This is a genomic window from Legionella impletisoli, from assembly GCF_900639875.1.
GTDB classification, from domain to species: domain Bacteria; phylum Pseudomonadota; class Gammaproteobacteria; order Legionellales; family Legionellaceae; genus Legionella_A; species Legionella_A impletisoli.
In genome coordinates, this window is sequence record NZ_CAAAIA010000001.1 from 278,986 (window position 1) to 291,312 (window position 12,327).

Consider the following 12,327-nt stretch of genomic DNA (forward strand, 5'->3'; position numbering starts at 1 on the left):
AATCAACATTAAGAAACGATTAAGGAAAATCCTTAAATAACAGCCAAACCGCTTAAAAAATGCGGTTACAAACAAATTTATGCCCGCTTTAGCCAAATTTTATTTATTGACTACACTTTAAAATATAAAGGCTCTATACAGGCACTTATCTTATGGCAAATCCTGATCTGCAAGAATTACTTTCTGCACAAGCGCTTCTAGCCACAAACTGGTTTGAGAAGCAAAAATCCATTATCAAACAAACCTATCCTCTTCCCATCGCACATAGCTTGGAGGAGGTAGATGAGCGTCAAGAAAAACTTCATGAATTAAATAAGAAGCTGGAAAAAACTGAAATTACTGCTTTACATAATCTTAATGAGTTCTTTGCAAAAGAACGCATTATGATTGCTAACATCGATAAATTAAGAACTATTTTAAGTTCTGATGAGGTACAAAAAGAATTACATAAACTCGACCCAAAGGAACAACAGTTCTTTAAACAGTATTTAAATCAGTTGACTGAACTAATCGACGCCTATCAAACCATTAATTTTCATAAACCCTTGGCAAACCCCAGTGCTTCAACCGATGAGGTAGTTAATGAAATGGAGTCTTTAATCACCAGTAAACAATTTAAAGACTACACCGCCAGAATGATCCCGCTCATTTTGGATTTTCCCGAACTTCAAAAGATGAATAACAAAAAAATTACCCAAGCACTTAACACTCAATCTTATCAATTCAGTGATCGTCTATCGTTTGAAGCGCGTGCAGTGATTCCTGTGCAACATATTATGCGCTATCAATTACAGTTAAATGAAATTGTTAATACATTAAATTCATTTGATAAGCTCATTAAAGAATCAGAATCCATTGAATCTCTATCCAGTTTGGATGCACGAATGTCACTGGACAGCAATCTGACTCCTCTATCTATCCCTTCTCGTGACACGTTATCAAGAGCCTCTACTACGGCTTCTATGGCATTAGAACGAGCTATTGAAATTGCATCGGTTGCGAATATAGAAAAAGAAAAAAGGGATGTTGCTGAGTTAGCACTCAGAGAAATTGCGTCTGAAGCTTATAAACATCCTGAGGTTATGCTTCAGAAAATTCTTGAACTCAATCTAAATAGTCCAAACCAACGTGTTAATGGGATTGCGACAAAACATTTTGATGTGTATCTTAAAACAATTCTATCCACTGTCTATCGAGATCAATTCTCACTTCCTGAGCACTCTGAAGAATTAGAAGTAAATTCAGAAAACAAAATACTGATTTATGAGGCTTTGGGGATAACCAATTTTTCAGAACCGATCGATAGAATTGAACCCTCTTTGTTTAAGCCTGAATCTCTTGACAAACTGTATACCAAAAACAAGAATCCGCTTTGGTTGGTTTTAAAAAGCACAAAACCGATTGATGAAACGTTTAGTGCTGAGGATAAAATAAAAACGTTACAACAACTTGCTGAAGTATATAAAGCTGGGAAAATGGGGAAAACTGAGAAATACCTTGGAGCTTATGAATTAGCCAAAACCGCTTACGCCATAGCAGAACAATATCCTGAAGCAATTGCATTAGCAAAAGAAAGTTTTGGCCCGCAAAGTCCATTAGGCACATGGATCATTAAGAAACATGAGGAGCACAAAAAGCCTAAAGAAGCCTTGCAAGCCGCACTATTTTTATCTGATGTTCGAAATTTAGTACGACAAGATGAATCCATACTTCCAAGTAAGTTATTAGAGATCCGATCGTTTTCAATCAGCCCTGTTGAGCAATCAGCTATGGAATTCATCCCTATTAGCACTCCCTCTGAATCTTTTACGCCACTTCCAATAGAAGATATTCGTTCTGAAATTCAACAAGAAGAACCTTCAATCGAATTTGAAACAGATCTTCAAAGTGAATTTAAAGACGAAAAAGAGTTAAATGCTGAAAAGACTTTAGAGGCTTTAAAAGATTTTTCTAAACAATATCAAGGTCATAAAGACAAAGGACTAGTGAGATTCTGTAAGATAATAGAACAACAGCGAATGAGCGGTCATACAGCTATGGAACAATTGGCTAAAATTAACCAAGAACTTTTAGCACAAGCTCAAAAAAGTCCAAAAACGTATAAATTAACAACTTGCTTTTTTGGTGAAACTCCTAAGAAAAGCCCAATGCATGTTATCTATGAGAAATTCCGTACAGGTCTAAGAATTACCTCTCCCAAAGACGTTGAAACGTTAGCCGATACTGTTCGGTCAAAAACACCGAGCACCAAGCCCCAAATGGACGAATCACCCAAGTCATTTAAACCTTAGGGTCTGATGGCATTTCATCATAAAAAAACCTTGCCAAGGGCCAAGATATCTGAGAATAATAAAACTTGGGATTAAGTTTGGCTGCAGATTATGGTTTACGGATTTAGTATAAAACGCTCATGGCCTAGGTGATTTATTAAATCATGTAATTAGCACTATGTTGCCAACTAAGTCAACGGACTTTTTGGTGCTCTCTTAGACATCAAAAAAAATGATTATGTGAAAGGAGACTCACTATGCCCAAGAATCCAGCTCAAGCATTTACTGCAGCCAAAGCAACCGCTAGGTTAAACGTTCCAACGCTTTCTATTCCTACTACACAGCGCATTGAAGCAGAAGATCTTCCTACCCCAAGGTGGACTGGCCATCCTAAGTTCACCTTTGCTGTTACTGAACGAGGTGAAGGATTTAGCTCTGAAGATTTTAGCCTCCTTTCTGTTAATGAACATTTTCGTTATGCGCGCTCCAGCAATCGCGTTGGCCATGCTGCTATTTTTACCAACCCCCATGGTAAAACACACGCATGGCAATGGCATTTACCTGGTGGCGCTGATGGTGCTCCTAGTGTCGTTGGCCTCCATGATTTTGAGGCGATTAAACGTTTTGGACGAGTCGTTTATCGTGCAAAAGATGCCGATGGAAAAACATGGTACTCGAAACGTACCACTCATGCTCATGTCAAGTTAGATGGGGCCTTAGCCGATACGGAATTAGATCTAGCCTATTTTTCCGAAGGAGAAGACGAAAAGGAGCCTTTTTGGGGAAGCTCTAAACGCACAAATCGATTTAAAAATCGTGACGCAGAACGAATCGGACATATGCAAAAGGGTGGCCATTGGATGACGATTAATTATGAATCCGTTGTTAGTCGGGAAGCACAAGGAAAACGCTCAAAAAGCCAAAATGAAGTTATGGGCCGTTCTGCTCGAGATGCGTATGAAGAATATTTTGGCGAAATGGAAGATACTCTAGCCCCCGAAATGAAAGAGATATTGCAGCGCGCGTTTCTAGCAGATATTCGCAAATATCCTGAGTGCCAGTATCGGCCTGAGTGGTTACACGCTTATGCCCACTCCTTAACGCCTTTAGAGGTTGATCCACAAGTCAGTGAAAATCTTGGTGCTGCTCCTAAGTGGACCAATACTGAGATGATGGTTTTAGAACGGATTGCGAAATGGTTTACTTTAAAGCAAGAGCGCGGCACCACGGTTAAAATTAAAACCTTATTTGAAATGCTTGGTGAATCCGAATTAATTAATGTTATTAAATTTGATGTTAGTGTGGAGTTTCATCGACGTTGTATCCATTTTATGCAAGAGCTCGATGCGTTTCAAAAATTTCCAGTCTTTAGAAAAGCATCTGACTTGGCACAAGCCACCGGAATAAGTTATGCGCTATTGCATGGAGTTCCTCCAGTTAGCCAACAAATTGTTCGAAAAGAACCTGATGCACCAAGAAGTAGCCATCTGCACCGAAGGCATCGGTTTTTTAAACCCCAAGAAGCCAGAGGACATGCCTCTTCAGCAGTTGCCGCAACGGCTGAAGCCGAAGCGTCTAGCGAGTCTTTGACAACGAGAGATAGACGTCTCTTAGACAGAAATCTAACAAACAAAAATCCCCTGAGCCATTTACATCGAGATACAATACATGAAACGAGTCATCCAACCTTAAAGTAACTATCAAAACTTGAGCCACGACCCGTGGCTTAATATTCCTTTTGGTGTGAACCCATAAAACGTCTACCTAAGGATCAAAGCGTATTAAGTTATGAGTCGCCCTATTTTAATTTTAATAATTATCAATAAGTTAATAATAAATCTGACATTTTACGCCTTGTATAGAACGCAACGTGGGTGTAAATTTATAACGAATTATAAAAGCGAAACTTTTTGTATCGGATCCATTCAAAATAAGCCTGTTCGATATCAGCAACATTTGGGTTTTTCTGATATCGAACTTACATTAATTAATCGAGCTGGTTTCATTATGCATGATGCGTATGTTTTATTTTTAATTCTAGGAATAACCATCTTAATGTTCATCTGGGGACGCTTTCGATATGACCTAGTGGCTTTAATGTGTTTGTTAACCTTAGTTCTAACGGGAATTGTCCCCACGGAACAGGCTTTCTTAGGATTCGGAAATTCGGCAGTGATAAGCGTTGCTGCGGTCATGGTTATTTCCGCCGTGCTTATTCAAGCCGGCTTAGTAGATCAAATTATTGATTTTATAAAGCCCTTGATGACTTCCTCATTGTTCCTAATTGGAACAATTTGTACGGTTGCTGCTATTTTATCCGCCTTTATGAATAATGTGGGGGCTTTGTCATTATTAATGCCGGTGGCTATTCAAAGTGCCATTAATGCAAAAATGTCTCCTTCTAAAATCTTAATGCCTTTATCATTTGCCACCATTTTAGGCGGGATGACAACTAAAATAGGAACCCCTCCAAATTTACTAATCTCTTCCTATCGTGAAAATTTAATTGGCAAGCCCTTCACCATGTTTGATTTTACTCCCGTAGGACTCAGTGTTGCACTTGGTGGACTACTTTTTATAATTTTTATAGGGTGGCATTTTGTTCCTGCTCGTCGTAAAGCATCAGGTGACACTGGAGAGCTTTACCAAATCCAAGATTACATTACCGAAATCAGGATCCCTGAAAACTCACCGGTCGTTGGAATGGAAAGAAAAGAACTGGAGAATCTTATTGAAGGAGATTTCTCCATTTTAGGGCTTATCCGTGGACGAAAGAAAAAACTTTCGATTCCAAACGATGAAGAGCTCATGGCAAATGACGTCTTAATCATTGAAGCATCTCATGAAGACTTGAACCTTTTAATCTCAAGAGGAAGCCTGGAATTATTTCATGGTGAAATGGTATCAACAGCTAGTTTAATTGGTAAAGATATTGAAACAATGGAAGCGGTGGTTACTCCTGGCTCAAGAATTCAAGGCCGTTCCTGGCAACGGCTTAGGGTCCGCTCAAGATTGGGGTTAAATCTATTAGCGGTAGCGCGAGCCGGTAAATCGATTAAGAATCGTTTAAATCATGTTAATTTTAATCCGGGTGACGTATTACTGATTCAAGGAGCAAGCGAAGATTTACGGGAAAACGTTGTGAGTCTCGGGCTTGTACCCATTGCTCATCGCACCATTCATGTTGGATTTAGAAGAACGATTATTCTACCTCTTATTTTATTTATTACTGGGATTTTACTCACTTCTTTTCAGGTGCTCTCAATTGAAATAGCTTTTACCCTGGTTGTGGTTGCGATGGTGGTTTTAAATATTATTCCAATGCGTCAAGTTTATAAAAGTATTGACTGGTCCATCATTGTCTTGCTTGGAGCATTAATTCCACTAGGCGACGCTTTAAAAAATACGGGTGCTGCCAAGATGATTGGCAGTCAGTTGTTATCCTTTACTGGTACGGGTGGAATTTTATTAGTATTAGGGTTACTGCTCATTATCACCATGACTTTATCGGATTTAATGAATAATGCTGCAACAGCGGTGGTCATGGCTCCTATTGGCGCTGATTTAGCAGAAATTTTACATCAAAGTCCCGATCCTTTCTTAATTGCTATCGCCATCGGTTCTTCCTGCTCTTGTTTAACCCCCATTAGCCATCAGAATAACACGTTAGTTATGGGACCTGGAGGTTATAAATTTTTCGATTATTTATGGCTTGGGATCCCGTTAGAAGTGATTGTCATCATCACGGCCATGCCAGCACTGTATTTTTTCTGGGTTTAAACCTATATAGTTAAAGAAGCAAAAAAGCTCTGAACAATATGAACCTAAATAGACAAAAAAATCCTTGGGAAGCATTAAAAGAAAAATTTGACTTTCTACGGGAGCCCTCCTCCTATCATGAGCATTGTTCGGAAGTTACTTACATTGAAACCCATATGTCATTCATTTTTTTGACTAATCAGCATGCTTATAAATTAAAAAAACCAGTAACCTTTTCCTATTTAGACTTCAGCACTTTAGAAAGCCGACGGAACAATTGCTTTAAAGAAGTTGAAATCAATCAATTTTTAGCAGCAAATATTTATCTTAAGCCAATCCCTCTAATGCTAAACAAACAAAAAAAACTTATTCCAGTTGGACATCCTGAAGGGAAATTTATTGTAGACTGGCTTGTTAAGATGAAACGATTCCCTCGTGAAAAAACGCTAGATGAAGCGATATTAAACCAGAAAATTAATTGGACTTTGGTTAAAGAAGCAGCGAATCTATTAATGCACTTTTACTCAATATCACCTCCAACTCAACTTTCTCCAGAACGTTATCTTTTAAACCTTAAAGAATCTATTTTTAAAAATGAACAAGCGTTAATAAACCCAAGCTATAGTTTAAATACAACGCTTGTGAAAGAACTGCACAGCTTTCAACAAAATGAATTACATGCATTAAGTGATGAAATTAAACATAGAGTCCTACAAGGGAAAGTCCTTGAATGTCATGGTGACTTAAGACCTGAACATGTTTGCTTAATTTCACCTCCGATTATTACCGATCGCCTAGAGTTTAATAGAACGCTTAGAGTCATGGATGTTGTAGAAGAGCTGGCTTATTTTTCTTTAGAGTGTGAATTTTTGGGTAATTCTGAGGTTGGTACTTTATTTTTATCTACATATCAGGAACATATAGAAGACATTCCTTCTCCAAGATTATGGAGATTTTATACCCTACTTCGGACCTGCTTGCGAGCTAAAATTTCTGCGTGGCACTTAGATGACCCTCAAGTAAATGACTTAGAAAAGTGGTATAAAAAAGCACAAGATTATTTAACTTATGCTACCAGCAAAGTTTAGGTTCATTTGTTTTGTTTTGGATATCCTTCCTTTAAATCGACTATCGAACCATTTTCTGCAATTTGTTTAATAGCGTGTGCAAATAACGTGGAAGCGTCTAAAACCTCAACTTTTTCTTCTAATATTTCTTTATTTAATCTAAAAGGCTCGACACTGTTTGTGATAATAATTTTTTCAAGCTTAGGGTTAGCTAGCACTTCATTTGCACCATCGACAAATAAACCATGGGTTGCGCAGGCCCATATTCTTTTTGCCCCTTGTTTACTTAGTGCGTTAACAGCTAAGCTTATCGTTGTTCCAGAACTAATAATATCATCAATAATAATCGCGGTTCGTCCTTTTACGTTTCCAATAATTTCTTCCCCTCCCGTGACTTCCCCTTCGCTTCGTTTCTTTTCTAAAAAGGCCCGAGAGACGTCTTTTTGTAAGAGCTCACTTAATAACGCACGAAATTTCTCTGCGCGTTTTAAACCACCAGCATCTGGTGACACAATGGCAATGGACTCCTCTTTCACCAAATCAGCAATGAGCGGGGCAAACAATACATTGGCTTCCAAATGAACGGTTGGGATCCGAAATGCATTTTGAAAAGCTGCCAAATTATGTATATCCAACGCGATTACGCGATCTGCACCCACAGATTCAATAAGCTCTGCAAGATAACGCATGGTAATCGGATCTCGACTTTTTGTTTGGCGATCTTTTCGTGCATAAGCAAAATAAGGCGTTACCACATTTACCGTATTAGCTGAAGCGTCTTTTAAAGCAGCTATCAAAAACAATAAGCGACACAATTTATCATTCACGCTTTGCTCTTCATCGGAATAAAGAGAATGGACCACAAAAACTGTCTTACCACGCACGCTTTCTAAGGGGCGAATTTTATGTTCACCGTCTTCAAAGTCTCGTTCTTCCAGCTGTGCTATTCGTAGTTCAGAAACCTCAGCGGTTAGTTTTTTAGCCCAAGAGGCTGAGCGCCCTATTGCAAAAATCTGAATATCCTTATTCATTTTAATCCTTATTAAGGTAGGGGAAAACCTCATGAGCAACCGAAGCACTTGCAGCCCAAAAACCGTGATTTACTAACGTATTGACAGAATGAAAGTTTAAAGCGTTTCCGCTCGTAGAACTCACAACGCCGGCTGCTTCGGTTAATATAATTTCTGGAGCACAAAGATCCCATAAATGGCAATGACCTGAAAAATTCATATATAAATCAGCATGCCCCCGAGCGATTAAACCAAACTTCAAACCAATTGATCCATGCTGAATACTCCGAGTAATGCCGAACTGCTCAGCAATGGCTTTTGCCTTAAGACTCCAATGACTACGTGATTGAATTAAAACCGCCTCTTTGATTGTAGGAAGGGTTCTAACCTGGTTTTTAAACACCTGATTTTGACTCGAATAAAAAGAACCACCTTCTTTGGTTGCATAATAGAGCACTTGAGTTATTGGTTGATATACCACTCCTACTACGGATTTACCCTGTTCTGATAAACCAATCATGACAGACCATTCATTTAATCCTTTAATAAATTCTTTAGTTCCATCGATGGGATCGACAAACCAGATCCGCTGCTCGTCATCGACTGTTGTTGGCAAAGGAGCTTCTTCAGAGATAATCAAATCATGAGGAAATAATTCTTTAAGTCTTAAAACAACGTGTTCGCTAATGGCTTTATCCGCTTCAGTGACTGGATTATTCGCTTCAGCGCCTTTATTCCAAACTTGGTAGCCTTTTTTCTGAACATGAAGAGCGATTTCTCCTGCCTCATAAGCAAGCTCAATGGCCGATTGAAGTTCCACAGGATAAGAGCTCGAAATAAATTCTTTCACGCGCTTGTCCTTGCTTTATTGATGTCACGGCTTAATAAAATGATCACGCCCATTTCAATCAACTCTTTTTTTAATGATTTAAACTTCTCTTTATTCAAAGGTTTCGTTGCATCCTCAATCAAATAGCAGGTAAATCCCTCTTTAACGGCATCTTGAATGCTGTAATACACACAAATATCCGCCGCTAAACCACAAAAAAAAAGCTCATTTGCCTTTTTCTCACGAAGATAACCTGCTAAGCCCGTACTTTTTTGGTAAGCGTTGTCATAAAAACCACTGTAGCTATCAATGTTTGAGTCTGTACCTTTCCGAAATATCGCCTCAATAGGGTTTGTGTTGAGATCGGCATGAAAAAGAGCCCCAAAACTTCCTTGCACGCAATGATCAGGCCATAAAGTTTGCTCCACTTTATCAAGGGTTATTGTGTCAAAAGGGCTCTGTTCTTTATGATTCGATGCAAAACTTATATGATTGGTTGGATGCCAATCTTGCGTCGCTACGACTAGGTCAAAAGCATCATCGATTAATGTATTAATTACCGGTACAATTTCATCGCCCTCTGCAACAGCTAGACTTCCTCCTGGCATAAAATCGTTTTGTACATCAATCAAGATGAGTGTTTTCATGCATTATCCATGTTTATGCTCTGCTATTAATTGATTGCGAATTCGGTTTAATCCTTCGCTTAATCCAATAGTATAGACCTTGGGATTTACTAATTTCTTATAGTCGTTAGGTAACAGGTCTAAGCGTTGTTGACTATACGTTGCAATTTCTTTAATACTTTTAGGTTCTTCAACGCGTTGACCCTTTTTTATTACAAGCGTTAATAGCGGTTCTTTTTGGCCTTGACCTATCAACCAAGTCTTATTTTCTTTAAAAGGATAGTATGCCTTATCAAACGTTGATTCCCCTTCTAAAGCAACCAGATCGGCTCCAATAAACTGACCCTCATCATCTAAAAGACGATACACTTGTTTTTTACATGGCAACGTAATTTTTTCGATTGTTTCGGATAGTTTAATGCGTGGTTGCTCTTTTGCCATGGCCAATTTATAAACACCATCCAGTGCGGCATCAGGGCGACCAATGACAAGGCTTGTACCCACTCCGTATACATCAATTGGCGCATGTTTATCGATTAACTCTTTAATAGCGTATTCATCAAGCTGATTAGACGCTGCGATGCTTACATAAGTTAACCCAGCCTCATCGAGCATTTTGCGTGATTTTTTTGCAAGATTAGCGAGATCACCGCTATCTAAACGGATCCCTTGTAGTCGTTCCCCTCGTGCCTCCATTTCCTTGGCAATGATAATCGCATTAACAACACCACTCTCGAGTGTATCGTAGGTATCCACTAATAAAACGCAATTATCTGGCCAAACACTAGCGAACGCTCTGAATGCGTCAATCTCTTTATCATAGCTTTGAACAAATGAGTGAGCCATGGTACCAGAAACAGGAATATTGTAATCTCTTCCTGCCCTGACATTACTGGTGGCATCAAACCCGCCGATCATTGCAGCACGGCTAGCATGATAACCTCCAACACTGTGAGCTCTTCTTAAACCAAAGTCGATGAGCATACTATCACCTGCAACTTGACGCATTCTTCTTGCCTTAGTTGCAATTAGGGTCTGGAAATTCAATACATTTAGGATCAAGGTTTCTAGAATCTGAGCTTCTAATAGTGTTGATTCAACCGTTAGCACTGGACGAGTTGGGAAGACAATATCGCCTTCTTGTGTGGAATAAATGTTTCCTGAAAACTTGAATGTTTTGAGATAGTCTAAGAATTTATCATGAAACCCTTGTTCTTTAAGAAATTTAATATCCTTTTCGTCGAATCGTAGGGTCTCAAGGATTTTAATTAAATCCTCGAGCCCAGCAAAAATGACATACCCACCATCAAATGGGAGTTTACGAAAAAAGTAGTCAAATACTGCGGGCGTATCTTTTTGTCCATTTAAAAAATATACCTCTGCCATGGTCAGTTGATATTGATCGGTGTATGTTCCCGTATAATTGATCATCAGCAGAAAGCTCCTGTTTTTAATTTCTAGACAAAGCGCCATCGTAAGCTTAGTAAGTCTATTTGACAATGTTCTTGTTCCACAACCTATAATTTATTATAAGTTTTAAACGCTATCACTTAAACAAGGTACTTATGAATTCAATCAAACGATGGCTGAACCGCTTAGTTTTATTAGCGTTTATATTAAGCCACAATGCCTGCTTCGCTGGTGCCCCTCAGCAAGTTGTCATAGGAACCATCTCGTACAATCCCCCTTTTGAATTAATGACCAATGAACAATATTCTGGTTTCGAAATCGAAATCATGCGCGAGGTGTGTTTAAGAGTTAGAATGTCTTGTAAATTCCAAACGGTATTATTTCATCAAATTCCTGAATTTCTGAATGAAAATAAAATTGATTTGGGATTAGCAGCCCTCATTATCACACCAGCTCGCGAGGAAAACTTCTTATTTAGTACTCCCTATAAAGTCAGTAACTTACAATTTATGACTCTAGCTAATTCAACCATTAAATCCGTAGATAAATTACAAAATAAAACAATAGGAGCTTATAAAGACTCACCATCAACTGAGCTTATTCATAAGATACTTCAAAATAAAGTAACCATTAAAACATATGAAACTTCTATGGATATGCTTTCGGCATTAGATAATCAGGAAGTAAAAGCCATCATTACCAACCCTGAACAAGCAACGTATTGGGTAGCCAATAGTGATCGCTATCAATTAGTCGGTCAAAAATATCCCTTCGGAGACGGATATGGGATGATGGCCACAAAAAAACAAACCGATTTAATTGAAAAAATTAATCATGCGTTAACTGATATGGAAAACGATGGAACGTTACTTAAAATTTATAATGAATGGCTATAGGAGGTGTGGAAAATTTTAACCCGGACACCTCTTTCTACCTATGAATCCTTAAACCCTGAAACAGCTAAGATACAAGGGCCATTAGCAATGATATTAATGTTATTTTTATTGCATTGATCAATGGCTTCATCATGCTCAGAACCAGGTTGCATCCAGATATTTTTAATCCCTTTTTTAATCGCTTCATTGACCACTTGTTTCGTCACGCTCGGGGGAGTAATGATAGATATGCTCTTCACCTCTTTTGGAAGGTTGGATACTGTATGAACGCATTTTAATCCTTCAATACTCTTTTCTTTTGGATTAACTGGGTATACTTCATGATTATGCTGCATATAGCAGCGTAAAACTTTATTACCATACTTTGACCGATCAGCGGATGCGCCTACCACTCCATACGCATTCGATGAAAAAAATTCTTTGATTTTTATATTCATGACGCAATCCTTATTAATTTTAA

At 38.4% G+C, this 12,327-nt stretch carries 10 protein-coding genes; 5 read left to right on the plus strand and 5 right to left on the minus strand.

The window, feature by feature from the left end; genetic code table 11:
• The first annotated feature begins 152 nt into the window (after nt 1-152).
• The 4 genes from E1O41_RS01320 to E1O41_RS01335 all read left to right on the plus strand — a co-directional run bounded on the left by E1O41_RS01320 (nt 153) and on the right by E1O41_RS01335 (nt 7,117).
• A complete protein-coding gene (locus E1O41_RS01320; RefSeq protein WP_131775504.1) occupies nt 153-2,291 on the plus strand; it encodes a hypothetical protein in 2,139 nt (712 codons plus the stop codon).
• A 236-nt stretch (nt 2,292-2,527) separates the two neighbouring features.
• Complete coding sequence (locus tag E1O41_RS01325) at nt 2,528-3,967, plus strand: hypothetical protein (RefSeq protein WP_131775505.1); 1,440 nt, start codon at nt 2,528-2,530, stop codon at nt 3,965-3,967.
• A 91-nt stretch (nt 3,968-4,058) separates the two neighbouring features.
• Entirely contained in the window at nt 4,059-6,050 is a 1,992-nt protein-coding gene (locus E1O41_RS01330) for an SLC13 family permease (RefSeq protein WP_229669290.1), read from the plus strand.
• Nucleotides 6,051-6,088: 38 nt separating this feature from the next.
• The gene (locus E1O41_RS01335) at nt 6,089-7,117 is read left to right on the plus strand and encodes a hypothetical protein (RefSeq protein WP_131775506.1); all 1,029 of its coding nucleotides are present in this window, start codon (nt 6,089-6,091) and stop codon (nt 7,115-7,117) included.
• Nucleotides 7,118-7,119: 2 nt separating this feature from the next.
• On the opposite strand, the gene E1O41_RS01340 is transcribed toward E1O41_RS01335, so the two are convergent.
• Genes E1O41_RS01340 through E1O41_RS01355 form a run of 4 tightly spaced genes read right to left on the minus strand, consistent with a single transcriptional unit; the run spans nt 7,120 to nt 10,992 of the window.
• A complete protein-coding gene (locus E1O41_RS01340) occupies nt 7,120-8,127 on the minus strand; it encodes a ribose-phosphate diphosphokinase (RefSeq protein WP_131775507.1) in 1,008 nt (335 codons plus the stop codon).
• A 1-nt stretch (nt 8,128) separates the two neighbouring features.
• A complete protein-coding gene (locus E1O41_RS01345) occupies nt 8,129-8,956 on the minus strand; it encodes a 3'(2'),5'-bisphosphate nucleotidase CysQ family protein (protein ID WP_131775508.1) in 828 nt (275 codons plus the stop codon).
• Nucleotides 8,953-9,582 carry a bifunctional nicotinamidase/pyrazinamidase gene (gene pncA / locus E1O41_RS01350; protein ID WP_131775509.1) on the minus strand — a complete coding sequence of 210 codons (630 nt, stop codon included), beginning with the start codon at nt 9,580-9,582 and terminating at the stop codon, nt 8,953-8,955. Before pncA ends, E1O41_RS01345 begins: the two co-directional genes overlap by 4 nt.
• 3 nt (nt 9,583-9,585) lie before the next feature.
• Nucleotides 9,586-10,992, minus strand: coding sequence for a nicotinate phosphoribosyltransferase (locus E1O41_RS01355; RefSeq protein WP_131775510.1), 1,407 nt, complete (start codon nt 10,990-10,992; stop codon nt 9,586-9,588).
• Between the two features lie 134 nt (nt 10,993-11,126).
• Between E1O41_RS01355 and E1O41_RS01360 the strand changes: the two genes are divergently transcribed.
• A complete protein-coding gene (locus E1O41_RS01360; protein ID WP_131775511.1) occupies nt 11,127-11,867 on the plus strand; it encodes a transporter substrate-binding domain-containing protein in 741 nt (246 codons plus the stop codon).
• 38 nt (nt 11,868-11,905) lie between these two features.
• On the opposite strand, the gene E1O41_RS01365 is transcribed toward E1O41_RS01360, so the two are convergent.
• Nucleotides 11,906-12,304, minus strand: coding sequence for a CoA-binding protein (locus tag E1O41_RS01365; RefSeq protein WP_131775512.1), 399 nt, complete (start codon nt 12,302-12,304; stop codon nt 11,906-11,908).
• Nucleotides 12,305-12,327 lie beyond the last annotated feature (23 nt).

What these genes read in the sequence shown, in the direction of transcription:
- E1O41_RS01320 (WP_131775504.1), top strand. Translation starts at nt 153, where the DNA reads ATGGCAAATCCTGATCTGCAAGAATTACTTTCTGCACAAGCGCTTCTA.
- E1O41_RS01325 (WP_131775505.1), top strand. Translation starts at nt 2,528, where the DNA reads ATGCCCAAGAATCCAGCTCAAGCATTTACTGCAGCCAAAGCAACCGCT.
- E1O41_RS01330 (WP_229669290.1), top strand. Translation starts at nt 4,059, where the DNA reads ATGAGTCGCCCTATTTTAATTTTAATAATTATCAATAAGTTAATAATA.
- E1O41_RS01335 (WP_131775506.1), top strand. Translation starts at nt 6,089, where the DNA reads ATGAACCTAAATAGACAAAAAAATCCTTGGGAAGCATTAAAAGAAAAA.
- E1O41_RS01340 (WP_131775507.1), bottom strand. Translation starts at nt 8,127, where the DNA reads ATGAATAAGGATATTCAGATTTTTGCAATAGGGCGCTCAGCCTCTTGG.
- pncA (WP_131775509.1), bottom strand. Translation starts at nt 9,582, where the DNA reads ATGAAAACACTCATCTTGATTGATGTACAAAACGATTTTATGCCAGGA.
- E1O41_RS01355 (WP_131775510.1), bottom strand. Translation starts at nt 10,992, where the DNA reads ATGATCAATTATACGGGAACATACACCGATCAATATCAACTGACCATG.
- E1O41_RS01360 (WP_131775511.1), top strand. Translation starts at nt 11,127, where the DNA reads ATGAATTCAATCAAACGATGGCTGAACCGCTTAGTTTTATTAGCGTTT.
- E1O41_RS01365 (WP_131775512.1), bottom strand. Translation starts at nt 12,304, where the DNA reads ATGAATATAAAAATCAAAGAATTTTTTTCATCGAATGCGTATGGAGTG.